This is a genomic window from Pseudomonas sp. B16(2017) (genome assembly GCF_002113205.1).
GTDB lineage: Bacteria > Pseudomonadota > Gammaproteobacteria > Pseudomonadales > Pseudomonadaceae > Aquipseudomonas > Aquipseudomonas pharyngis.
This window is the reverse complement of record NZ_NEKA01000004.1, coordinates 256,127-279,878: the sequence shown is the minus strand read 5'-3', so window position 1 is coordinate 279,878 and position 23,752 is coordinate 256,127. Positions and strand designations below refer to the sequence as shown.

The window sequence follows — 23,752 nt, the reverse complement described above, 5'->3', positions numbered from 1 at the left end:
CTGGCGCAGGCTCACGTAACAAAAGGAAGGCCCTGGTTTATTAGCCAGGGCCTTTTTTCACATCTTCAGCTGAGCCAGGTATCAAAATTCGCAGTGCAAGGAAACGTGCCACTACCATCGGCTTTGGTGACATCGGCTATGAAGGATCCGCTGAACTGATTTTCGGCAATGTCCAGCTTGTAACTCAGAATTCCGCCAGTCGCTTTTTGCAGTGTCGGATTCTCCGGATCTTCGTAGTTGTTAAAGATCACGTTCGAATCAAGATCGTCGTCGGTTATTGAAATTCTACCCTCGAGCGTGCTTTTCTTGAACACGATCGTAAATGTTCGTGCATAAGTGTTCTGGCGATCATATGCAATCACCATGTATACGTCCCCTCTACCGGGAGTTGTGGACTCTTCAAGCACAGTGTACAAGGCCTTGAATGTTGATCCATTTTCCAGGTTAGCTGTGAATTCTTCCCTGGGTGCTAACTGACTACTGTAGTTGTTTTTTCTGACTGCGCTGCTCATGAGTCAAGTCTCCGATTGTTCTGTCAGGGGTTTCCACGCCGAAACACTTGAACGGACATGGATAACCTATATAAGGCCTGCTCGCGCGCTTTGTCTACTGTCGGATATTACAGCTATGAAAATCGAATTTTTTGTGGTTGGAATAAGTTTGAGGGGGCGTCGCTGTCTAAAAGACGCAGGAAATGTATTCGTTATTACAAATCGGATAAATAACTATTTGTGATGCATGTCCTTTCTCAATATAAACGTTCGTTTATCGGCATGTAGAGCGCAGCCAAACTCAGCCAAACAAACCTGCCGCAATATTGATCGAGAACCCCAGAATCGCTGTGTTGAACACAAAACCGATCAATGACTGTGCCAGCACGATCTTGCGGATTTCCCGCGTTGCCACGCCAACGTCCGCCGTCTGCACCGCCACTCCGATGGTGAACGAGAAGTACAGAAAGTCCCAATAGTTGGGCGTCGTCAGACCTTCGGCAAAGCGCAGTGCCGGCTCCTTGCCGTCCCAGGTGTAAAACAGGCGGGCGTAGTGGACGCTGAAGATCACCCCGATCAGCAGCCATGAGCCGATGACCGTCAGCGCGGTAAATCCGTAGTGGAGGAGTTTGCGGGTGGTTTCCAGATCCTTGCTGCCGGCCAGTTCCAGGGTGATGGTCGCCAGGCTGGCCAGCGCCGCAATACACACCACGAACAGCACCAGCCCGGCGTTTTCATCTTCGACGACGGCTATTTGCTTGACGTCCGGCGCCTTGGCCCGAGAGGTGAGCCAGAGCATCAGGGCCAAATAGGTCCAGACCCCTGCATTCCAGCCGATGAGAATTTTGCTGATGACAGAATCGGCAGGCACTAGCAGGCCGACGGCAAGGCCGAAGAGGGCAGCGGCAGAGAGGCGAGGGTGGGTGCGAGCGAGAAAGCGCATGGAGGGCTCGATGGGCCAGGGTGGTTCAGACACCTTAGCTCAGCGCTGACAGGTGTGGCCACAATGCCGGATGTTTGCAAATCCCTGTGGGAGCGAGCTTGCTCGCGAATGCGTCCGGTCAGCCAACATCCACTTTGAATGTGTCGACGCTTTCGCGAGCAAGCTCGCTCCCACATTTGAGATCAGTGGGGTTTGGTGAATCGTTGTACGAGCTTTATGACGACAACAAAGAACACTGGTACAAAGATCACCGCCAACGTCGCCGTGATCATCCCGCCAATCACCCCGGTTCCAATCGCCTGCTGACTCGCCGAACTTGCGCCCGTGGCAATCGCCAGCGGCACCACGCCCAGAATGAACGCCAGCGAAGTCATGACAATCGGCCGCAACCGCAGGCGCGCGGCTTGCAGCGTAGCGTCGATCAGATCGTGACCTTCGTCATACAGGCTCTTGGCAAACTCGATGATCAGGATCGCGTTCTTCGCCGACAGGCCGATGATGGTGATCAGCCCGACTTTGAAGAACACATCGTTGGGCATCCCGCGCAAAGTCACCGCCAGCACCGCACCGAGCACGCCGAGTGGTACAACGAGCAGCACGGAAGTCGGAATCGACCAGCTCTCGTACAACGCCGCCAGACACAGGAACACGATCAGCAGCGACAGCCCGAGCAGGATCGGCGCCTGGCTGCCGGACAAACGTTCCTGCAGCGACAGACCGGTCCATTCCTGACCCAGACCTTTCGGCCCTTGCGCCACCAGCCGTTCGATTTCCGCCATGGCTTCGCCGGTACTGTGGCCGGGTTTCGGCTCACCGGAAATCGAGATTGCCGGGTAGCCGTTGTAACGGGTCAGTTGCGCCGGGCCTTGAGTCCATGTGGCTCGCACGAATGCCGACAGCGGCACCATTTTCCCGGCGTCATTGCGCACGTGCATTTTCAGCAAGTCATCGACCTGACTGCGACGATCACCTTCAGCCTGGACAACAACCCGTTGCATCCGCCCCTGATTGGGGAAGTCATTGACGTACGAGGAGCCGATGGCGGTGGACAGCACGTTGCCGACGTCGGCGAAGGAAATCCCAAGTGCATTGGCCTGCTTGCGATCCACTTCCAGCTGCACTTGCGGCGCTTCGGCCAGCGCACTTTCACGCACGTTCATCAGGATCGGGCTTTTCTCGGCGGCCGCGAGCAACTGGGTGCGAGCCTCCATCAAGGTCGCATGACCGAGGCCGCCGCGATCCTGCAGGCGGAACTCGAAACCGCTGGAAGTGCCGAGACCATCCACCGGCGGCGGCAGCACGGCGAAGGCCACGGCGTCCTTGATCTGGCTGAGGGCGATGTTGGCACGGTCGGCAATCGAACTGGCCGAGTCGTCGCTGCCGCGTTGCGACCAGTCCTTGAGCGTGGTGAACGCCAGCGCAGCATTCTGGCCGCTGCCGGAGAAGCTGAAACCGAGAATCACGGTGCTGTCGCCCACGCCCGGTTCGCCGGCGTTGTGCGCTTCGATCTGCTCGACCACCTGCACCGTGCGGTTCTTGCTTGCACCGGGCGGCAGTTGAATGTCGGTGATGGTGTAACCCTGGTCCTCGACCGGCAGGAACGAGGAGGGCAGGCGCGCGAAGCACAGGCCCAGACCCACCAGCAGCACACCGTAGATCAGCAGATAACGACCGGTGCGTTTCAGTGCGTAACCGACCCAACCCTGATAGCGATCAGTCAACTGCTCGAAACGGCGGTTGAACCAGCCGAATAACCCGGTTTTCTCGTGATGTTCACCCTTGGCAATCGGCTTGAGCAATGTCGCGCACAACGCCGGGGTCAAGGTCAGGGCGAGGAAGGCCGAAAACAGGATCGAGGTGGCCATCGACAACGAGAACTGGCGATAGATGACGCCCACCGAGCCCTGCATGAACGCCATCGGAATGAACACCGCCACCAGCACCAGCGTAATGCCGATGATCGCCCCGGTGATCTGGCTCATCGCCTTGCGCGTTGCCTCTTTCGGTGACAGGCCTTCGGTGGCCATGATCCGTTCGACGTTCTCCACGACCACGATGGCGTCGTCCACCAGAATGCCGATGGCCAGCACCATGCCGAACATGGTCAGCACGTTGATCGAGAACCCCAGCGCCAGCATGGTGGCGAAGGTACCCATCAGCGCCACCGGCACCACCAGCGTCGGGATCAGGGTGTAGCGGATGTTCTGCAGGAACAGGAACATCACCGCAAACACCAGCAGCATGGCTTCGCCGAGGGTGTAGACCACTTTGGTGATCGAGACCTTCACGAATGGCGACGTGTCGTAAGGAATCTTGTATTCCACGCCCGCCGGGAAGTAGCGCGACAGTTCATCCATCTTTGCTCGGATCAGCGTGGCGGTGCTCAAAGCGTTGGCGCCCGGCGACAGTTGCACACCGACGGCGGTGGACGGCTTGCCGTTAAGACGGGTGCCGAATTGGTATTCCTGGCTGCCGATCTCGACCCGCGCCACATCCTTGATGCGCACGGTGGAGCCGTCCGGGTTGGCCTTGAGCACGATGTCGGCGAACTCTTCCGGCGTCGAAAGCTGACCCTTGACCAGAATCGTCGCGGTGATTTCCTGAGTGCTCGGGTTCGGCAGATCGCCGATGCTGCCGGCTGACACCTGGGCGTTCTGCGCGACGATGGCGGCGTTGACGTCAGCGGGTGTCAGGTTGAAACCGATCAGCTTCTGCGGATCGACCCAGATCCGCATCGCCCGCTCGGCGCCGTACAACTGGGCCTTGCCGACACCGTCGATGCGCTTGATCTCGTTCATCACGTTGCGCGCCAGGTAATCGCTGAGCGCCACGTCGTCGAGCTTGCCGTCGCTGGAGGTCAAAGTGATCAGCAACAGGAAGCCGGCGGAGACTTTCTCCACCTGCAAACCTTGCTGATTGACCGCTTGCGGCAGGCGTGACTCGACTACCTTCAGGCGATTCTGCACATCAACCTGCGCCAGCTCCGGGTTGGTGCCCGGCTGGAACGTCGCCTTGATCGTGGCGCTGCCGAGGCTGCTCTGGGATTCGAAATACAGCAGGTGATCAGCGCCGTTGAGCTCTTCCTCGATCAGGCTGACCACGCTTTCGTCGACGGTCTGCGCCGAGGCGCCCGGGTACACGGCGTAGATTTCGATCTGCGGCGGCGCGACGTCGGGGTATTGCGCCACCGGCAATTGCGGGATGGCCAGCGCACCGGCCAACAGGATGAACAACGCGACGACCCAGGCGAACACCGGGCGGTCGATAAAGAACTGCGGCATAGAAGAGCGTCCTGCTTACTGACCAGAGGTCTGGGCAAGTGGAAGAGGGGTGTCGTCGATCTGCACCACTTCGCCCGGACGGGCGTGTTGCAGGCCTTCGATGACAATGCGGTCGCCGGCCTTCAGGCCACCGGTGACGATCCAGCGGTCGTTCTGCACAGCGCCAAGCTGCACCGGCTGCTGGGCAACACGCATCTGATCGTCGACAGTCAGGACTTGCGCCACACCGGCGCTGTCTCGCTGCACCGCGCGTTGCGGCACGGTGAGACCGTGCTGGATCACGCCTTGTTCCAGGCGCACGCGAACGTAGCTGCCGGGCAACAGATCGAGATCCGGGTTGGGGAACTCGCTGCGCAGGATGATCTGCCCGGTGCCCGGATCGACCGTGATGTCGCTGAACAGCAACTTGCCCGGCAACGGATAGAGGCTGCCGTCGTCCTGAATCAGCGTGGCCTTGACCTGATCCTGACCGACCTGCTGCAACTGGCCGGAACGAAATGCCCGGCGCAGTTCATTCAATTCGCGGGTCGACTGGGTGAGGTCGGCGTGGATCGGGTTCAGTTGCTGGATCAGCGCCATGGGCGTGGTTTCGTTCTGGCCGACCAGCGCGCCTTCGGTCACCAGAGCACGACCGACGCGCCCGGAAATCGGCGCGGTGACGGTGGCGTAGCCCAGATTCAGCTTCGCCCGCTCGACGGCAGCCTTGTTGGCGGCCACGTCGGCGGCGGTCTGCCGGGCGTTGGCGCGGGCGTTGTCATAGTCCTGAGCGCTGATGGCCTTGTCTTCGATCAACTGGGCGTAGCGCTGCTCCTGCAGTTTTGCCTGGAACGCGTTGGCCTCGGCCTTGCGCAGCGCGGCTTCGGCGCTATCGAGGTCGGCCTTGAACGGCGCCGGATCAATGCGGAACAGCACGTCGCCCTTTTTCACGTCGCTGCCTTCGCGGTAGGTACGTTGCAGTACCACGCCGGCGACCCGGGCGCGGACTTCGGCAATGCGCGGCGCGGCAATCCGCCCGCTCAGTTCGCTGCTGATCGACAGGGGGTGCGCCTCAAGGGTTTCGATCCGCACGGTGGCCGGCGGCGCCTGTTCCTCGGCGTTCGAGGATTTATCACAGGCACTCAGCGTCAGCGCCAATGCGATCAGGCCGAGACCGGCCAGCAGATTCTTCGACATGTACAACCCCCAATATTGATCTGCGCATCCTACGGACAGTCAGCGAGGGTAGCGGTGAAGCTTTGTAGGTGCTGTGTGAAATTGTGTAAGGGTTTTGCTCAGGGACGGGTGAGGGCGTATATCCTTTACGCCTTGATATTTATTGCGACAGATAAGCCGCCTTCGCGGGCAAGTCGAAGAAGCTCTGCCAGTCGCCACAGCACTTTCTGGATCATCAATGCCCAACATTCTTCTGGTCGAAGACGACACCGCCCTCGCCGAACTGATTTCCAGCTATCTGGAGCGCAACGGTTATTCCGTCAGCGTGATCGGCCGTGGCGACCATGTGCGCGAACGGGCGCGGCTGAGTCCTCCGGACCTGGTGATTCTCGACCTAATGCTGCCGGGCCTCGACGGTTTGCAGGTCTGTCGCCTGCTGCGCGCCGACTCGGCAACGCTGCCGATCCTGATGCTCACCGCCCGCGACGACAGCCACGATCAGGTACTGGGCCTGGAAATGGGCGCCGACGATTACGTCACCAAACCCTGCGAGCCGCGCGTCCTGCTGGCTCGGGTGCGCACATTGCTGCGGCGCAGCAGCCTCGGCGAGCCGATGACCGCCAACGACCGCATCCTGATGGGCAATCTGTGCATCGATTTATCGGAGCGCACGGTGACCTGGCGTGAACAACCGGTCGAGCTGTCCAGCGGCGAATACAACCTGCTGGTGGTGCTGGCCCGTCACGCCGGTGAAGTGCTGAGCCGCGACCAGATTCTGCAACGTCTGCGCGGCATCGAATTCAACGGCACCGACCGCTCGGTAGACGTAGCGATTTCCAAACTGCGACGCAAGTTCGACGACCACGCCGGCGAGGCGCGGAAGATCAAGACTGTGTGGGGCAAGGGTTATCTGTTCAGCCGTTCCGAGTGGGAATGCTGATTCGATGTTCAGAATCCTGTTTCGCCTCTATCTGGTAACGATCGTTTCCTACAGCGCGGCGATCTATCTGGTGCCGGATCTGGTGGTGATGGCGTTCAAGCAGCGATTCGTCACCTACAACCTCGACTATTCCCGTGGCCTGCAATCGTTGATCACCAAGCAGTTTCGCGCGGTGCCGCAGGATCAGTGGCCGGCACTGGCGGCGTCGATGGACAAGGATTTCCAGCCGCTGCACATCGTGCTCGCCCGTATCGATGACCCCGGCTTCACCGCCATCGAGCAAGAGCGTCTGCGGCGTGGCGAGAACATGGTGCGGGTGGGCGACTGGGGCTGGCGCACGCTGGCGGTCACGCCACTTAACGACGAAATGGCGGTGCAGATGGTGGTGCCGCCGGATCCGATGGACGTGAACCTGTTGTACTGGAGCATCAACGTGCTGATCGGCGCGAGTCTGCTGGCGTGCCTGTTGCTCTGGTTTCGTCCGCACTGGCGCGACCTGGAACGCCTCAAGGGAACCGCCGAACGTTTCGGCAAGGGCCATTTGAGCGAGCGCACGCAAATTGGCCCAAGCTCCAACATCGGCAGCCTGGCCAACGTGTTCGACACCATGGCCGGCGACATCGAAAACCTGCTCAACCAGCAGCGGGACCTGCTCAACGCCGTGTCCCACGAATTGCGCACGCCGCTGACCCGCCTGGACTTCGGCCTGGCGCTGGCGCTGTCCGATGACTTGCCGCAAGCCAGCCGCGAACGCCTGCAAGGGCTGGTCGCGCACATCCGCGAACTGGATGAGCTGGTGCTGGAGTTGCTGTCCTACAGTCGCCTGCAGAATCCGGCGAAGTTGCCGGAGCAGGTCGAAGTGTCGCTGGACGAGTTCATCGACAGCATTCTGGGCAGCGTCGACGAAGAGCTGGAATCTCCGGAAATCGTCATCGATGTGCTGCTGCACAATCAGCTGGAACGTTTCACCCTCGACCCACGCCTGACGGCCCGTGCGATTCAAAACTTGCTGCGCAACGCCATGCGCTACTGCGAAAAACGCATTCAGATTGGCGTGCAGGTTTGTCCGAAGGGCTGTGAGATCTGGGTGGATGATGACGGGATCGGCATTCCGGAAGACGAGCGGGAGCGGATTTTCGAGCCGTTCTATCGACTGGATCGCAGCCGTGACCGGGCGACCGGCGGGTTTGGTCTGGGACTGGCCATCAGCCGTCGGGCGCTGGAGGCCCAGGGCGGGACGTTGACGGTGGAGGGTTCGCCGTTGGGTGGGGCGCGGTTCAGGCTATGGCTGCCAACCCCGGCGTGGCCGGGTCCTTGACCGTGACTCGTAGCGTTACCCTCGAACACATGAATGCTGGCTGCGAGTCGGACTTGTTGCAGTTGAGAAAAGTGCGACTGTAAAGGGTGTTGAATTGCGCCGCGATGGCCGGGCCGCTGAGTACTTGCGCGCCGTTGACATTGATCGTATCGGCCGGCGGAGTCGCCACTTTTGCGCAACCGACCAGCAGAGCCAACAGTAGTAAGTTGATTATCTTGTACATGACCGGATCACCGGCCCGTGTAAACGGGCCGGTGAGTGATTGGCGTTGTTGCTGAAGATGAGTCTTCCTAGAGGAAGACCTTCAAATACGGCGAAAAAATGATGGGGTCCGTGCTACCCGTACGCCTGATGGAATAGTTGAAATAGCCGGTTTTGCCTGGGTTGCTGCTCACCCAGCCTTGCGGAACCCTGAAGTCCATGTAGGAACCCTGGACGTAAGGGATCTCTTGGCTGTCGAGACGTGTCTGACCATCGATGGTTAATGAAATACGTGCCGTGTATTGCGCTTCGAGGGGATTTGGGGCGTAAAGCCTGAGGTTCTCTCTGGCAGCGTTGATCGTGGGTACGCCACAGAGGTGCTTCTGTCGGGTGATGTTGACGTCGAGGTCTTTGGAGGGAATCTCGGGTACTGTGTTCGGCAAAATGACGGTGTAAGAGAATTGGATCTTGTTGGCGATGGCGTCGATTATCACTCGACGCGGGATTGAAAACGTCAATTTTTGCCCGGCTGAAGAAACTGTCTGAGTCTCGCTGCCGTAAGTTTCCGCGCGTCCGATGCAATAGACTCTGACTTTCTGTCCTGCGTTGGAACCCGTGTATTGCACTTCTACGGTGGCGTGGGTGTTCTGATAAAAATCCTTCTCGAAATTCAAGAGCGTACCGTTCGCTTCCTTCGCTTCCAGCACTTTGGGGGGGAGAAGATCGAGGGCAGGCAGTTTCACCTGCACATCGATGTTGGTGGTTGCCGACCAGATCGCCAGCGGGCCCGATGTGTTGCCGAGACTGTCAGTCGCCCGGAAACGAATGGCGAACTGTTTATTGTCCTGCCAGAAATCCTTGGCGAAGAGCTTTATGACCACTTGGCCAAGTAGCGCCTGTGCTGCGGTCACTTTATGCGGATAGGGCCGACCGTCCAGGTCAAGGTTGATGTCGTCGCCTTCTCGCATGTAGGCGTAGCGCAGTGTGACATCGACGCCGTTTGCAGCCTCTGTTGGACCTACGCTCAAGTGGGATACTGAAAGAGTCAGATTCGGATTGTTCCCGGAACCTGGCACTTCTCCTCCCGGGCGTGGTATGTGGACGAGCGTCAACAGTTCAGTTGAATCCGTTCCTCCGGGCTGGACTTGGTTAGTGACCCGCACCACCAGCGTGTTGATGCCATCATTGAAAAAGGCTTTAGGCACGTCATGGAAGAAAGTCCTGCCGTCTTCCCCCGTTTGGATGGTTTTCATGAATAGGGGAGCGCCCTTGTTGATGATCAACCATCCACTATCGTTCACCGCCTGATTGTCCCAGGGAATAATCTCAAGGCGCAGCAAATCGCCGGGCGCGGAGAAGAGTGCAAGCGGTACGCCGTAGTGTGGTTTCACGTTGGGGTCGGGGTAGTAAATGGGGTTCTGAACTCCCCCGACAACTTTGGCGGGATAAACCACAAACGGACTGTTCATATTCTGCACCCCGGTATTCGAGATAGTGGCTGCGTGAGCTGCAGCGGGTACCGTCATCAAACACCGCCCATCCGCGCCTGGCTACTGTCAGATCTGACAGGTAAACCCCGAAAAAATCAGCCGTTCGTCGTAATCTTCCCGTTGCAGACCGGTTGACACGTCCTGGGTTTGTCGTACGCCCCGACGCTGAACCGGCCATGATCGACCTCCGCGGTATCGCTACTCTACGAGGGCAATCAGATGGACGACGTACAGCAACTGGGCGAAATGCTTCGCCACCGAATTTCCTCGCGCAACAGTTACAGAGCCTCATCCCCCGCGACCGGGGTCAGTCCAGAGCGTGGGAACGATCAGTGCGCTGGGCGGGAACGGGCGTCATCAGAGCAGTTCAGTCGACTGGATCAGCCCGACCCCGGCCACCTGCATCCGCTCGATCGCCGCCGCCAGTGATCCATTCAAATCAATCGCCCGGCACGCATCCAGCACCACAAACGCATTGAACCCCGCCGCCCGTGCATCCAGCGCGGAGAACATCACGCAGAAATCCAGCGCCAGGCCGACCATGTACACCGTGTCGATCCCGCGTTCCTTCAGATAACCGGCCAGACCCGTGGTCGTGACGCGATCCGCTTCCAGAAACGCCGAATAGCTGTCGATGTCCGGGTTGCAGCCCTTGCGGATGATCAATTGCGCATGGGGCAGATCAAGTCCCGAATGAAACTCGGCACCGCGTGAGCCCTGAATGCAATGGTCCGGCCACAGAGTCTGCTCGCCATATGGCAGTTGAATCACGTCATACGGCTGGCGGCCAGGATGGCTGGACGCAAACGAAGCATGTCCGGCCGGGTGCCAGTCCTGGGCAATGACCACTTGCGTGAACTGCCCGGCGAGCCGGTTGATCAGCGGAACAATCACATCACCTTCCGGCACGGCCAACTGGCCGCCGGGAATGAAGTCGTTCTGCACGTCGATGACCAGCAGGGCTGAGCGTGGCGAAATCGGCATAAATACGTCCTTCTTGGAAAATCACCCGGGCAGCATAGTGACAAAATTCTTTAAACGTTCAGCCGGTTCTTAAACATTTTCGCCATGTCTTCCAGCTCGGAAGCCGGGTGATGGCCGATCAGCATCCAGGCATGTTCGCGTTCGGTCCAGTACACCACGTTCATCCCGTGCCGGCGTTCATGTGCCAGTGGCTGGCTGCCGCTGTTGGTACGGGTGATGCACAGCGCCAGCGGGCCGTGGGCGGCGTCGAGCCAGGTCATCTGGGCGATGGGCACGCCGTCGTATTCAAGCAGCTGCGCGCGTTTGAACTGCGCGCCGGGCAGTCTCAGTTTCGCCGGCGACAGGTTCACGCCCAGTCGCGCATCGACGGTTCGCAGCTGCGCCAGTTGCGAGGCTTCATCAGTGGGCAGATGTTCGAGGGTCTGCGGCACATACAGCGCCATGTAATCGCCCACCAGCTCGCGCCAGTTGTGCGATTGCTGTGTCTGCCAGGCCAGAAGCAAACGGTCCGCCGCAACGGCCGCGAGCGCCACGCCCGCTGCCGCTGCGCCGATGAACCAGCGCCGGCTGAGACCGGGCTTCTGCGGTGACGGCGCGGCATCGAGCCGGGCCTGCAAACGGTCAAGCGGCGCCTGTTGCGCCAGTTCGTCGTAGGCGGCCTTGAACGGCAGGTTGCTGCGGCTCAGCCATTGCACCCGCAAACTCAGCAGCGGGTCGTCGGCGATGAGGGCGTCGAGCTGGCTGCGCTGTTCGCGATCCAGTTCATCGTCCAGATACGCCACCAGTTGCTCGTCGGAAGGCGTATTCATTTTCATTGCCGGTCTCCTGCGGGGGTGTTCGGTACCGCTTGCAGCGGCGGGTATTCGGCCAGCTTCAGGCGCGCGGTGGCCAGGCGGCTCATGACTGTGCCGATCGGCACTTGCAGGATCTCGGCGACTTCGCGGTAGGACAGGCCTTCGACGTAGGCGAGATAGACGGTCTCGCGCTGGGTTTCCGGCAGCGCATCGACGCGGCGGATCACCTGCGCGGCCATCACATGAGTCTGCGCGGCGTATTCGCCATCGAAGGTCAGCTGACTTTCGGCATCCGCCACACCCTGGCCCTGGCGCACCCGGCGGGCGCGCACTTCGTTGAGCCAGATCGAATGCAGAATGCTCAGCAGCCAGCGATCCATGCGCGTGCCGGCCACGTACTGGCTCGAACGCTCGAGCGCGCGCGCGCAGGTGGCTTGCACCAGATCCTCGGCCACGTGCCGATTGCGCGACAGCAGCAAGCCGTAACGCCACAGGCGCGCCAGGTGTTGCCCGAGTTCGGCTCTGAAGGCCTGATCGCTGAAAATGTTCGCCTCCGCGTGTCGTGTCAGGTTTTCGATGAATCGTTGATGGCTTGGGCCAGGTCCCGGTATTCCTCGCAGGTCGTGCCGCAGATCGTCTGGATGTGCTGCAACTGTTCCTGCGCCAGATCGACGCGGCCCTTGATGACGTAAGCCTCGCCCAGGTATTCGCGGACCTGCGCGTACTGCGGATCAAGCTTCACCGATTGCAGGTAATAACCGATGCCTTCGTCGGTGCGCCCCAGTTTGCGCGTCGCGTAACCGCGATAGTTGAGAGCCTTGGCGGTGTTCGGTTGTTCCAGCGTATCGAGCAGGGCCAGGGCTTCTTCGTAACGGCCGGCCTTGGCCAGGCGGTAGGCGTAATCGGTCCGGTCGGCGTCGGGCACCAGATGGCTGGTCTGCATCACGCACTTCTGCGTTTTGGTGTCGAACACCTGGCCTTTGGGGCAGTTGGGTTTCTGTACCGGTGCCTCTTCATCGCCATTGGCGAAGGCGAGGGGGCTCGCGAAAACGGCGGCTACCAGCAACGGGGCGGCGAACATAACGGAACGGATAGTCATGGGCAAGGCTCCACAAGGGGTCATGTTTCACTTTGAACACCGCAGGGTGAACATTTATTCATTGGTTTGTCAGGCTTTGTTAAAGGAACGCCGTTTTTCCGGCGCTATGCTGGTCAGCGTTCGTCGTCGATCTGCAGTTCTACCATGGGAGTTTGGCCATGAAAGATCAGGTTCACCACTCGGCCGCCAGCGGTTACAAAACCGCCGCCGACACCTACGTCAAAGGCCGGCCCGACTACCCGTCGGCCGTCAGCGAATGGCTGACCGGCACTCTGGGCCTCGATGCCCACAAGACTGTTATCGACCTCGGCGCCGGCACCGGCAAGTTCACCGGACGGCTGGTGGCGACCGGCGCCCAGGTGATTGCCGTAGAGCCGGTGGCGCAGATGCTGGAAAAACTGTCGGTGGCCTGGCCGCAAGTGCTGGCCGTCAGCGGCACAGCAACGGATTTGCCGCTGCCCGACGCCTCGGTGGATGCCGTGGTGTGCGCGCAAGCCTTTCACTGGTTTGCCCGTACCGAAGCCCTGGATGAAATCGCCCGGGTCCTCAAGCCGGGTGGCAAGCTGGGCCTGATCTGGAACCTGCGCGACACCCGGATCGACTGGGTGCCCAGACTGGATGCCATCGTCAACGCGCTGGAAGGCGACACGCCACGCTTCTACACCGGCGAATGGCGCAAAGCCTTTCCCCATCCGGCGTTCGGGCCGTTGCAGGCGCAGCATTTCCAGCACGGGCATACCGGCGCGCCGGAAGATGTGATTTTCAACCGAGTGCGCTCCACCAGTTTCATTGCCGCGCTGAGCGATCAGCAGCGCGCGAAGATCGACGAGCAAATTGCTGAACTGATTGCCGGCGAGCCGCAGCTGCGGGGCAGGGAGATAGTGACGGTGCCTTACGAGACCGCCGCCTTCGTCGCGGTGAAGAACGGCTAGAGTCCCGCATTTGGCCGAACCGCCGTGCTGATGCCTTGTTATAGTTCGGGCCTCATTTTCAGCCCGGTAAAGGATTTCTGCCATGACTCAATACACCGCCTTCAGCGTCGAACTGGCCGACAACATCGCTCATGTGCAGATCAATCGTCCGGAAAAGATCAACTCGATGAACGCCGCGTTCTGGAGTGAAATCGTCGAGGTGTTCCAGTGGATCGACGACACCGACGAAGTGCGGGTGGTGGTGCTCAGTGGTGCCGGCAAGCACTTTTCCTCGGGCATCGACCTGATGATGCTGGCCGGCGTGGCCAATGAGCTGGGCAAGGATGTCGGCCGCAATGCACGTCTGCTGCGTAAAAAAATCCTGACCCTGCAAGCCTCGTTCAATGCGGTCGACAATTGCCGCAAGCCGGTACTCGCGGCGATCCAGGGTTATTGCCTGGGCGGCGCCATCGACCTGATCGCCGCCTGCGACATGCGCTACGCCGCCGAAGACGCGCAATTCTCGATCAAGGAAATCGACATCGGCATGGCGGCGGACGTCGGCACCCTGCAACGGTTGCCACGGATCATCGGTGACGGCATGCTGCGTGAGCTGGCTTACACCGGTCGCACCTTTGGCGCCGAAGAAGCGCGCAGCATCGGTCTGGTCAATCGCGTCTACAGCGACAAGGACAGCCTGATCGAAGGCGTGATGGAGATTGCCCGGGACATCGCCGGCAAGTCGCCGATCGCGATCACCGGCACCAAGGAAATGATCAGCTACATGCGCGACCATCGCATCGACGACGGTCTCGAGTACGTTGCCACCTGGAACGCCGCCATGTTGCAATCCACCGACTTGCGCGTGGCCATGGCCGCCCATATGAGCAAACAGAAACCCGAATTTCTGGATTGAGAAACCATGACATCTCGCTGGACCACTGCAGTATTGGACACCGATCAACCCGGCGGCTGGGCCGTGGCGCGCAGCCCCGAGGGTTTCCTGTTCGATGACAACGGCGCGCTGTTCCCCCGGGAATGGCTCAAGCGCCAGGACTTATCGATCCTGGCCGAGCACGGTATCGGTCATCTCGATGGCGAACCGGTGTATCTGCTGGAACTGCACAGCACCAGCGAGGTGCCGGGGTGCAACTGGAAAGGCCTGCGGGCGTTCATGCTCGACGGCGATCACACGATCTACAAAGTGCTGGGTTACGCGGCGCAAATCGGGACCTGGGCCCGTGAGCACCGGTTCTGCGGCAATTGCGGTCAGGCCATGACCCAGGTGCCACGGGAGCGGGCGATGTATTGCCAGCCCTGCGACTTGCGCAGTTATCCGCGGATTTCCCCGAGCATGATCGTGCTGGTGACCCGGGGCGATGAAGTGCTGCTGGCGCGCTCACCGCGTTTCGTCACCGGGGTCTACAGTACGCTGGCCGGGTTTGCCGAACCGGGGGAATCGGCCGAGGATTGCCTGATTCGCGAAGTGCGCGAGGAAGTGCAGATCGAGGTGAAGAACATTCAGTACATGGGCAGCCAGTGCTGGCCGTTCCCGCACTCGATGATGCTCGGCTTCCATGCTGAATACGCCGGTGGCGAGATTGTCTGCCAGGAAGACGAGATCGAAGACGCCCAGTGGTTCAACGTGCACGACCTGCCGCCGTTGCCGGCGTCCAAATCGATTGCCCGTTACCTGATCGACGTCTACGTGGCGCGGCGCTTAGGCCACGCTGAACCAGTGCTGCCAGGCTAGGCGCACGGTCAACCCCAACACCACGGTGATGAACACCGGACGAATGAACTTGGCGCCGCCGCTGATCGCGGTGCGCGCCCCGAAGAATGCGCCGACCATCACCGACAGGCCCATGCTCAGGCCGATGATCCAGTCCACCTGCCCGGAAAACACGAACACCGACAGCGCGGCAATGTTGCTGACGAAGTTCATGCTGCGCGCCACGCCGCTGGCCTTGACCAGATCGATCGGGTACAGCAGCAGGCTGCTGACGGTCCAGAACGCGCCAGTGCCGGGGCCGGCCACGCCGTCGTAGAAACCGAGGCTGAAGCCCTGGGTCGATTGCCACTTTTTCTTGATCGGTGCGTCGCTGTCCAGCGGCGCTTTCGGCGTGCCGCCAAACAACAGGTACAGGCCGCAGGCGAAGACGATCACCGGCAGCATTTTGTTCAGCCATTCCGCCGGCAGATAGTGGGCGACGATGGCGCCGGTCAGCGCGCCAACCAGGGTGCCGACGATGGCATGCATCCACTGCCGGGGATGAAACAGCTTGCGCCGATAGAAGGTGAAACTGGCAGTGGCCGAACCGAAGGTCGAACTCAACTTGTTGGTGCCCAGCACCAGGTGCGGAGGCAGGCCGGCGGTGAGCAGCGCAGGCGTGGTCAACAGTCCGCCACCACCGGCGATGGCGTCGATGAATCCGGCAATGAAAGCGACAAGGGCCAGAACGGCCAGGGTGGTGAGGTCAACGCTGAGTTCGAAAGGCATGGAATCGGCTTATTCGGCAGGGCGCAGAGCAGGGCTGCGGGGAGGGCAGTCATGTTACTCATTTCCAGGTGTTGCGGCGACCCATATGGCCCTATCGCGAGCAGGCTCGCTCCCACATTGGAATGCATTCCCACTGTGGGAGCGAGCCTGCTCGCGATAGCTTGGGTCCAGCCACTTCAAATCCCAACTGTTGCCCACCCAACACGCTAACAACAAATCAACCTCTCTCAGTGCATGCCGATTGCCGGAAGCCCCAATAAAACCGGTCTTCAGGGGCTGGCACGCTTGCTGCTCTGGCTTACTCACCTTCATCAACTGTCCCGAGGACACGCCAATGAGTCAGCAAGCCGTGAAATTTGCCTACTGGGTACCGAACGTCAGCGGTGGGCTGGTGGTCAGCAAGATCGAGCAACGCACCGATTGGGGCATCGACTACAACCGCAAGCTGGCGCAACTGGCCGAGGCGGCGGGTTTCGAATACGCCCTGACGCAAATCCGCTTCACTGCGGGCTACGGCGCTGAGTTCCAGCATGAATCGGTTGCCTTCAGCCATGCGCTGCTCGCGGCCACCAGCAAACTCAAAGTCATCGCCGCCATTCTGCCCGGGCCGTGGCAACCGGCGCTGGCGGCCAAACAGTTGGCGACCATCGATCAACTCACCAATGGCCGGATCGCGGTGAACATCGTCAGCGGCTGGTTCAAGGGCGAGTTCCAGGCGATTGGCGAGCATTGGCTGGAGCACGACGAGCGCTACCGTCGCTCGGAAGAGTTTATCCGTTCGCTGCGAGGGATCTGGAGTCAGGACAATTTCACCTTCCGTGGCGATTTCTATCGCTTCGACAACTACAGCCTCAAGCCGAAACCGCTGGGCCGGCCGGAAATCTTTCAGGGCGGCAGTTCTCGTGCCGCGCGGGACATGGCGGCACGGGTGTCGGACTGGTATTTCACCAATGGCAACAGCGTCGAGGGCATCAAGGCGCAGGTCGACGATATTCGCGCCAAAGCGGCGGCGAACCAGCATTCGGTGAAAGTCGGGGTAAATGCTTTTGTGATCGCCCGGGATACCGAGGAAGAAGCCAAAGCAGTGCTGGCGCAGATCATCGATCAGGCGGACCCGGAAGCGGTGAATGCCTTCGGCGATGCGGCGAAACAGGCGGGCAGAGCGTCGCCGGAAGGTGAGGGTAACTGGGCCAAATCGACCTTTGAAGATCTGGTGCAGTACAACGACGGTTTCAAGACCAACCTGATCGGTACGCCACAGCAGATTGCCGAACGGATCGTGGCGTTGAAAGCGGTGGGGGTGGACCTGGTATTGGCGGGATTCCTGCACTTTCAGGAAGAGGTGGAGTATTTCGGCCAGCGGGTGTTGCCGTTGGTGCGGGAACTGGAAGCCAAAGCGCAATCGATCCAGACCGCTGAAGTTGCTTGAAAATCCCTCCTGCACACTATGCAGGAGGGATCGGCTATTTAATTACAGACCCAACTCGGACAACCCCGGATGATCATCCGGGCGGCGACCCAGCGGCCAGTGGAACTTGCGTTCGCTTTCCTTGATCGGCATGTCGTTGATGCAGGCGTAGCGCTGGAACATCAGGCCGTGCTCGTCAAATTCCCAGTTCTCGTTGCCGTAGGAACGGAACCAGTTGCCCGAGTCGTCGTGCCACTCGTAGGCGTAGCGCACGGCGATGCGGGTGTCGGAGTAGGCCCAGAGCTCCTTGATCAGGCGGTAATCCAGTTCCTTGGCCCATTTGCGGGTCAGGAAACCCTTGGCTTCTTCGCGGTTGTTAGCGAATTCGGCGCGGTTGCGCCATTTGGTGTCCAGGGTGTAGGCCAGCGACACGCGCTCCGGGTCGCGGGAGTTCCAGCCATCCTCGGCCAGACGAACTTTTTCAATGGCTGATTCACGGTTGAACGGTGGCAATGGCGGACGAACTTCGGCTGCAGTAGACATGTTTGTCTCCCGATCTGTTAACAGTTAAACAACTTGTCAGGCTTATTAAGGCGTTACAGGTCCAATAACTTTCGCGCCATGCATTGCGCATTATCGGCGGCACTGTGATCACCCATCACAAGCGCTACGGTAATGGCGCCGTCAATCAGGATCAGCAACTGTTTGGCCAGCAGTTGCGGGTCCTCGGCCCCATGTTCGGTACACAGCTCGCACAGGTAGTCGAGCAGTTTCTGTTTGTGGTCTTTGGCGACCTGGCGAACCGGATCCTCGGGATCGCCGGTCTCGCCACTGGTATTGATGAAGGCACAGCCCCGGAAGCCTTCCGAGGCGAACCAGCCCTTGAGCACGGTGAACAGGTTGAGCAGGCGGTCGGCCGGGGTCTCGGCCTGATCGACGGCGCTTCTGTACCAGTGCATCCAGCGCACGTCGCGGCGTTGCAGGGCGGCGACGGTCAGCTCCTCCTTGTTGGCGAAGTAGCGGTAGATACTCTTTCTGGAAACGCCGGCGGTTTTCACCAGAAGATCCATGCCGGTGGCGGCGATGCCACTTTTGTAGATCAACTTTTCGGTGACATCCAGAATGATGTCTCGGGTCGTGTCGTTGCGTGTGATTTCGTTCATGTGGTGAACAGTAGAACGATCGTTCTCCTTGGTCAAGCGGATATTTCTTTTATCTGGAAGATAGCGATCGCCAGCAGGCTGGCTCCCACAGAAAAATGCATTTCAGCCGAGGGAACCTGGCGGCTGGTGATGAAGTCATTACAGACACTCACAAGACCCGAAGGAGTTGATGGTGTAAGCTCTCGGGTTCTTCGGATTCGACCCATTGCGAGCCCTATGCCGTTGCTTTTCAAACGCTCTCTGCTGCCCAAACTGCGCAGCTTTCCGCTGACCGCCGAGGCCGTGACGATCCTGCCCGGCGCCGCCGATTTCCGTCGTTGCCTGCTGGAGAAAATCGCCCAGGCGACCCAGCGCATCTACCTCGTCGCGCTTTATCTGCAAAACGATGAAGCCGGCCAGGAAATCCTCGATGCCTTGCACGCCGCCAAACTCAAGCGTCCCGAGCTTGAAATCGCGGTGGTCGTCGACTGGCTGCGGGCCCAGCGCGGCTTGATCGGCGCCGGCAAACAGCCGGGCAACTCGGCGTGGTATCAGGAGATGACCCGCACCCACCAGAGCGTGGTGCCGGTCTACGGCGTGCCGGTGCAGACCCGCGAGCTGTTCGGCGTGCTGCACCTCAAAGGCTTCGTGATCGACGATTGCGTGGTCTACAGCGGTGCGAGCCTGAACAACGTCTACCTGCACAAATTCGACAAGTACCGTTTCGACCGTTATCACGTGTTGCAAAGCCGCGAACTGGCGGACTCGATGCACCATCTGGTCAAGCACGGCCTGATCGAATCGAAAGCGGTGCATCGCCTCGACCTGCCGAACCTGCCGACCACCCGCAGCCTGCGCAACGACATCGGCGACCTGCGCAGCCGCCTCAAATACGCGGCGTACGACACCAGTGCCGGCAGCACGGCGCACACTGGCCTGTCGGTCAGCCCGTTGCTGGGTGTGGGCAAGAACAATCCGCTGAACCGGGTGATTCTCGAGCTGATCGCCAGCGCCCAGAAGCAACTGACCATCTGCACGCCGTACTTCAACCTGCCGCTGGGGGTGATCCGCGAGATCAACCGCGCACTGGCGCGCGGCGTGAAGATCGACATCGTGGTCGGCGACAAGACTGCCAACGACTTCTACATCCCGCCGAGCGAGCCGTTCAAGGTGATCGCCGCGCTGCCGTATCTGTACGAGATCAGCCTGCGCCGCTTCGCCAAGCGGCATCAGCGCAACATCGACAGCGGCCAGTTGAACCTGCACCTGTGGCGTGAAGGCGACAACAGCTATCACCTCAAGGGCATGTGGATCGACCAGCGCTACACGTTGCTGACCGGCAATAATCTGAACCCGCGGGCGTTCCGTCTCGATCTGGAAAACGCCTTGCTGATCGATGACCCGAAAGGCGAGTGGCTGGAGCCGCGCCGTCTTGAGCTGGAAAACATCTTCGAACACACCACGCGGATCGAGCGATTCCAGGACCTGGAAGCCTTGCCGGACTACCCGGCGGGCGTGGCCAAGTTCCTCAAGCGTGTGAGTCGGGTGCGGGTCGAGCGGCTGCTGTATCGCATTCTCTAGGATCCGAAATTTTCGGCGCTGCTAAAAATACCTTCGCGAGCAAGCCCGCTCCCACACAGGGTCTTTGTTGAACACAAAATTGTGCTCAGCGAAGATCCAGTGTGGGAGCGGGCTTGCTCGCGAAAGGGGTAGAACAGGCGCTACACGTCTCAGTTCAAACCCAATTTCCCACGCAACGTCGACAGGTCTTCAGCCAGGGTATTGACCGGGCCGACCAGCGCCTTGCGGTCGTTGTCCTTCACCTTGTCGTAAGTCTCGAAACCACCGTCCCTGGTCTTGTACTTGGCCAGGATCTTGTCCACGGTGGCGAAGTTCTTGTCGACTTTGGCGACGAAGGCTTTGTCCTGTTTCTCGATCTGCGGACGGAACAGGTCGACGATTTTCTTCGCGCCGTCGATATTGCCCTGGAAGTCGTAGAGGTCGGTGTGGCTGTAACGGTCTTCTTCACCGGAGATCTTGGTCGCGGCAACTTCTTCGAGCAGTGCAGCGGCGCCGCCGACGACTTTCTCCGGCGGGAAGGTCAGGCCGGCGACGCGGGTTTGCAGGTCCTTCACGTCCTTGTTCAGGCCATCCGCCAGGGCGTCGAGATCCTTGGTGCTCTTTTCCGAGAACAGCGAGTACTCGATGCGGTGGAAACCGGTGAAGTCTTCGGCTTTTACGCCTTGCTCGTGGTCGTCGACGCGGGAGTCGATGGACGCGTCGAGGTCACTGAACAGCTCGGCGATCGGCTCGATCGACTCGTAATAAACGCGGGTCGGTGCGTAGAGCTTCTGCGCGGTGGCCAGGTCGCCTTTTTTCACCGCGTCGGTGAACTGCTGGGTGTGGCTGGCCAGTTCATCCAATTGTTCGGTGACGTAGATCTTGTAGTCCGACACCGGCCCCACCAGATCCAGAGGCGCGGTCGCGGCCAACGCCGACAGCGGGGTGTTGAGCAAACCAAGGGTCAGCAATAACGCGAGTGGCGTCTTTTTCATGGGGGCGGCTCCTGTTGAATGCTATGCAGTTGTTTTTGGTTGAGTAGCGTTGAGCAGCGAGCGACCGATGAAGTCCTTGTCGCCCGTGACACCCGGCAGGGTGAAGAAGTAACCGCCGCCGACCGGCTTGAGGTATTCCTCCAGCGGCTCGCCATTGAGGCGGGTCTGCACGGTGATGAAGCCTTTTTCCAGATCGGCCTGATAGCAAATGAACAAAAGACCCATGTCGAGCTGGCCGTTCTTGTTCACGCCGTTGGAGTAGTTGAACGGCCGGCGCAGGATCAGGTTGGCCTGGCTCGCGGCGGTGCGCGGATTGGCCAGGCGAATGTGCGCGTCGAGCTTGGTCAGCTTGCCTTCCGGATCCTTGCTGTAATCCGGGACTTCGGTCTCATGGCTGGCGCCCATCGGCGCGCCGGTGGTTTTGACTCGGCCGATGATGCTTTCCTGTTCCTGCAACGGCGTGCGGTCCCAGCGTTCGACAAAGTTGCGGATGATCCGCACCGCCTGATAACTGCCGTGGGTGGCCCAGGCCGGTTCGTCGCTGCCCGGTTGCACCCAGACGATGCGGTCCATGGCCTTGCCGTCGTTGGAATCCGGGTTGGCCGAACCGTCGCGGAAACCCAGGAAGTTACGCGCCGATTGCGCCGGCACACCGGGCTTGGCCGGCGCTTGCGGCGGCACGCTGCCTTCCTGTTTCCAGCGCACCAGCAGCAGGTCCGGCAGGTTCTTCACGATGTCGCGCAGGGCGTGGATGTTGGTGTCGGCGGTGTTGGAGCAGAACTGCAGGCTCAGGTCGCCGTGGCAGCAATCGGCTTCCAGCGCATCGTTGGGGAAACCGACCATGCGCACCAGACGCTTGGGTTTGGCGGACGCGAGGCCGAAACGCTCATCGAACAACGATTCGCCGACGGACACGGTGATGGTCAGGTTGTCCGGTGTCACCACCGGGCCGAGGATGCCGGAATCCGGTGGCGGCAACTTCGGATCGATCTGCGCCACCGGGCCGCCCTTCATCAGGAATGCGATGCGCTCGTTGAGAGTGCGGAACAGACGCTCCAGGTCTTCACGGTCGCTGGCCAGCACATCGAACGACACCAGCATGCCGGCCGCCGGACGCGGGGTGACGATGCCAGTCTGGTGCACGCCATGGAAATCGTGGTGATCCTGGGTCTTGTCGCTGCTCGGCGCTTCGGTGACTTGCGCAGGGGCGGCGGCCATCGCCGGGCAGCTCAGGGCAGTACCGGCCAGTGCGACGCCGGCGGCGCCCATGCCCATCAGTACGCGGCGACGCTGCAGGTTGAAGTGTTCGGAATCGTTCATCGGTATTCGTCTTCTGCTTACAGGCCGGAGAGGCCGAGGGCGGGATCAATGGCGTCGAGGGCGTCGGCCAGGGCCTTGGCCTTGTCGGCGATCTGCTTGCGTTGCTCACCGTTGACGGTGTCGTAACTGGCGTAGCCGTCCTTGACCTTGAAGCCGTTCAGCGTGGTATCGAAATCAGCCAGTGCGCCGTCGATTTTCGGTAGCAGGTCGGCGGCGGATTTGCTCAGCAGCGGGCGCAGCAATTCGACGACTTTGTGCGCGGTTTCCTGATTGGCTGCGAAGCCGTTGAGATCGCTGTGACTGTAGCGTTCCTCTTCGCCGCTGGCGGCGCGCACGTCGGCGAGGGTGTTGAGGTTGCGCACGACGATTTCCACCAGTTGCTCCGGCGGCAGGGATTGGGCCAGCAGCTGTTGTTTGAGCGTGGTGACGTTGTCGAGCAAGCCTTGGGCAATCAGTGTCAGCCCTTCGAGTTTGCGTTGCTGGAACAGCGCGTATTCGAGGCGGTGGAAACCGACGAAGGCCGGATCCAGCTCGCGTTTTTCGAAGTAATCGGCGCGGGCGTTGATGCTGTTGTCCAGTTCCGCCAGGCGTTGTGCGGCCGGGGCCAGACGCTGGTACGCGGCGCGGGCCGGCAAATACAACGCCTGGGCCTGGGCCAGATCGCCGCTGTCGATGGCTTGATTCAGCGCCGTCACGGCTTTGATCAGCGCGCTGCTCTGGCTGGCCAGGTAGACGCGGAACTCCGACAGCGGCCCGACGAAGGCAACCATCGACGGCTTGGCCTTGGCGGCGGCATCGGAGGCGGCGGTCGGCGTCACGTGCAGGGTGCCGCGCGGGTTGCTCAGCAGGCCGCAGGTGATGGCGTAGTCGCCGGGTTGCAGGTTGGCGTTGATCACCTGGCTCAGGCCCGGCGCGATGTTCTCGCGCTCTTCGATCACCAGCACGCCGTCGAGAATTTCCCACTCCACCGCCCGGTCGGAGCGATTGACGATGCGGAAACTGGCGCGGCCGGCCGGCACCGTCAGGGCGTTCGGTTCGCAACTGTGCGGATGGATGTTGACCACCACTTCGTCACGGTTGTGCTGACGTTTGGCGGCGGCCAGTTTCGAGGCGTAGTAGAACAGGCCACCGGCGGCGATCATCACAATCACCGAACCGGCCACCGCCCAGCGCAAGGCGCGGGGAGGCGAGGCCTGAGGAGTATTAGGCTTTGACATGAAGGC

23 protein-coding genes are annotated in these 23,752 nt (G+C 60.5%); 7 read left to right on the top strand and 16 right to left on the bottom strand.

The window, feature by feature from the left end; genetic code table 11:
• Window positions 1–65: 65 nt before the first annotated feature.
• The 4 genes from CAG25_RS08825 to CAG25_RS08810 all read right to left on the bottom strand — a co-directional run bounded on the left by CAG25_RS08825 (window position 66) and on the right by CAG25_RS08810 (window position 5,888).
• Complete coding sequence (locus CAG25_RS08825) at window positions 66–512, bottom strand: hypothetical protein (protein WP_085610393.1); 447 nt, start codon at window positions 510–512, stop codon at window positions 66–68.
• Window positions 513–792: 280 nt separating this feature from the next.
• A complete protein-coding gene (locus tag CAG25_RS08820) occupies window positions 793–1,434 on the bottom strand; it encodes a DUF1345 domain-containing protein (protein ID WP_085610392.1) in 642 nt (213 codons plus the stop codon).
• Window positions 1,435–1,616: 182 nt separating this feature from the next.
• The gene (locus tag CAG25_RS08815) at window positions 1,617–4,715 is read right to left on the bottom strand and encodes an efflux RND transporter permease subunit (RefSeq protein ID WP_085610391.1); all 3,099 of its coding nucleotides are present in this window, start codon (window positions 4,713–4,715) and stop codon (window positions 1,617–1,619) included.
• 15 nt (window positions 4,716–4,730) lie between these two features.
• Window positions 4,731–5,888 carry an efflux RND transporter periplasmic adaptor subunit gene (locus CAG25_RS08810; RefSeq protein ID WP_085610390.1) on the bottom strand — a complete coding sequence of 386 codons (1,158 nt, stop codon included), beginning with the start codon at window positions 5,886–5,888 and terminating at the stop codon, window positions 4,731–4,733.
• A gap of 217 nt (window positions 5,889–6,105) precedes the next feature.
• On the opposite strand from CAG25_RS08810, the gene CAG25_RS08805 reads away from it, so the two are divergent.
• The gene (locus tag CAG25_RS08805; RefSeq protein ID WP_039768681.1) at window positions 6,106–6,807 is read left to right on the top strand and encodes a response regulator transcription factor; all 702 of its coding nucleotides are present in this window, start codon (window positions 6,106–6,108) and stop codon (window positions 6,805–6,807) included.
• A 4-nt stretch (window positions 6,808–6,811) separates the two neighbouring features.
• Window positions 6,812–8,125 (top strand): ATP-binding protein, encoded by a 1,314-nt coding sequence (locus CAG25_RS08800; RefSeq protein ID WP_085610389.1) that lies wholly within the window; start codon window positions 6,812–6,814, stop codon window positions 8,123–8,125.
• On the opposite strand, the gene CAG25_RS08795 is transcribed toward CAG25_RS08800, so the two are convergent.
• The 6 genes from CAG25_RS08795 to CAG25_RS08770 form a co-directional block, all read right to left on the bottom strand.
• The gene (locus tag CAG25_RS08795; RefSeq protein ID WP_178076439.1) at window positions 8,085–8,348 is read right to left on the bottom strand and encodes a hypothetical protein; all 264 of its coding nucleotides are present in this window, start codon (window positions 8,346–8,348) and stop codon (window positions 8,085–8,087) included. The two genes, CAG25_RS08800 and CAG25_RS08795, sit on opposite strands and share 41 nt — an antisense overlap.
• Before the next feature lie 67 nt (window positions 8,349–8,415).
• Window positions 8,416–9,795: a hypothetical protein gene (locus tag CAG25_RS08790; RefSeq protein WP_143492837.1), complete on the bottom strand. Its 1,380-nt coding sequence runs from the start codon at window positions 9,793–9,795 to the stop codon at window positions 8,416–8,418.
• Between the two features lie 378 nt (window positions 9,796–10,173).
• Window positions 10,174–10,800, bottom strand: coding sequence for a bifunctional nicotinamidase/pyrazinamidase (gene pncA, locus CAG25_RS08785; protein WP_085610387.1), 627 nt, complete (start codon window positions 10,798–10,800; stop codon window positions 10,174–10,176).
• Between the two features lie 50 nt (window positions 10,801–10,850).
• Window positions 10,851–11,609 carry an anti-sigma factor gene (locus CAG25_RS08780; protein ID WP_085610680.1) on the bottom strand — a complete coding sequence of 253 codons (759 nt, stop codon included), beginning with the start codon at window positions 11,607–11,609 and terminating at the stop codon, window positions 10,851–10,853.
• A gap of 2 nt (window positions 11,610–11,611) precedes the next feature.
• On the bottom strand, window positions 11,612–12,070 hold the full coding sequence (locus CAG25_RS08775) for a sigma-70 family RNA polymerase sigma factor (protein WP_256575331.1): 459 nt from the start codon (window positions 12,068–12,070) through the stop codon (window positions 11,612–11,614).
• Window positions 12,071–12,159: 89 nt separating this feature from the next.
• On the bottom strand, window positions 12,160–12,693 hold the full coding sequence (locus CAG25_RS08770) for a tetratricopeptide repeat protein (protein ID WP_085610385.1): 534 nt from the start codon (window positions 12,691–12,693) through the stop codon (window positions 12,160–12,162).
• Window positions 12,694–12,851: 158 nt separating this feature from the next.
• On the opposite strand from CAG25_RS08770, the gene CAG25_RS08765 reads away from it, so the two are divergent.
• The 3 genes from CAG25_RS08765 to nudC all read left to right on the top strand — a co-directional run bounded on the left by CAG25_RS08765 (window position 12,852) and on the right by nudC (window position 15,357).
• Window positions 12,852–13,625, top strand: a complete 774-nt coding sequence (locus CAG25_RS08765; RefSeq protein WP_085610384.1) for a class I SAM-dependent methyltransferase — start codon at window positions 12,852–12,854, stop codon at window positions 13,623–13,625.
• A gap of 82 nt (window positions 13,626–13,707) precedes the next feature.
• Window positions 13,708–14,520: a crotonase/enoyl-CoA hydratase family protein gene (locus CAG25_RS08760; protein WP_085610383.1), complete on the top strand. Its 813-nt coding sequence runs from the start codon at window positions 13,708–13,710 to the stop codon at window positions 14,518–14,520.
• A gap of 6 nt (window positions 14,521–14,526) precedes the next feature.
• Window positions 14,527–15,357 carry an NAD(+) diphosphatase gene (gene nudC / locus CAG25_RS08755; protein WP_064381471.1) on the top strand — a complete coding sequence of 277 codons (831 nt, stop codon included), beginning with the start codon at window positions 14,527–14,529 and terminating at the stop codon, window positions 15,355–15,357.
• Here the strand turns inward: nudC and CAG25_RS08750 are convergent.
• A complete protein-coding gene (locus CAG25_RS08750) occupies window positions 15,325–16,104 on the bottom strand; it encodes a TSUP family transporter (RefSeq protein WP_027611974.1) in 780 nt (259 codons plus the stop codon). The two genes, nudC and CAG25_RS08750, sit on opposite strands and share 33 nt — an antisense overlap.
• A 334-nt stretch (window positions 16,105–16,438) precedes the next feature.
• Between CAG25_RS08750 and sfnG the strand changes: the two genes are divergently transcribed.
• A complete protein-coding gene (sfnG, locus tag CAG25_RS08745) occupies window positions 16,439–17,533 on the top strand; it encodes a dimethylsulfone monooxygenase SfnG (protein WP_085610382.1) in 1,095 nt (364 codons plus the stop codon).
• 42 nt (window positions 17,534–17,575) lie between these two features.
• Here the strand turns inward: sfnG and CAG25_RS08740 are convergent, their stop codons facing one another.
• Together CAG25_RS08740 and CAG25_RS08735 are read right to left on the bottom strand one after the other, a co-directional pair.
• Complete coding sequence (locus CAG25_RS08740; RefSeq protein ID WP_007951263.1) at window positions 17,576–18,055, bottom strand: nuclear transport factor 2 family protein; 480 nt, start codon at window positions 18,053–18,055, stop codon at window positions 17,576–17,578.
• A 53-nt stretch (window positions 18,056–18,108) separates the two neighbouring features.
• On the bottom strand, window positions 18,109–18,675 hold the full coding sequence (locus tag CAG25_RS08735) for a TetR/AcrR family transcriptional regulator (protein WP_074690500.1): 567 nt from the start codon (window positions 18,673–18,675) through the stop codon (window positions 18,109–18,111).
• Between the two features lie 216 nt (window positions 18,676–18,891).
• Here CAG25_RS08735 and pssA point away from each other — a divergent pair, with 216 nt between their 5' ends.
• Window positions 18,892–20,235 carry a CDP-diacylglycerol--serine O-phosphatidyltransferase gene (pssA, locus tag CAG25_RS08730; protein WP_085610381.1) on the top strand — a complete coding sequence of 448 codons (1,344 nt, stop codon included), beginning with the start codon at window positions 18,892–18,894 and terminating at the stop codon, window positions 20,233–20,235.
• Window positions 20,236–20,384: 149 nt separating this feature from the next.
• Here the strand turns inward: pssA and efeO (CAG25_RS08725) are convergent, their stop codons facing one another.
• The 3 genes from efeO (CAG25_RS08725) to efeO (CAG25_RS08715) are packed head-to-tail and all read right to left on the bottom strand — an operon-like array spanning window position 20,385 to window position 23,746.
• Entirely contained in the window at window positions 20,385–21,209 is an 825-nt protein-coding gene (gene efeO, locus CAG25_RS08725; RefSeq protein ID WP_085610380.1) for an iron uptake system protein EfeO, read from the bottom strand.
• A gap of 21 nt (window positions 21,210–21,230) precedes the next feature.
• A complete protein-coding gene (efeB, locus tag CAG25_RS08720) occupies window positions 21,231–22,529 on the bottom strand; it encodes an iron uptake transporter deferrochelatase/peroxidase subunit (RefSeq protein WP_085610379.1) in 1,299 nt (432 codons plus the stop codon).
• 17 nt (window positions 22,530–22,546) lie between these two features.
• Window positions 22,547–23,746 (bottom strand): iron uptake system protein EfeO, encoded by a 1,200-nt coding sequence (gene efeO / locus CAG25_RS08715; protein WP_085610378.1) that lies wholly within the window; start codon window positions 23,744–23,746, stop codon window positions 22,547–22,549.
• Between the last annotated feature and the right edge of the window lie 6 nt (window positions 23,747–23,752).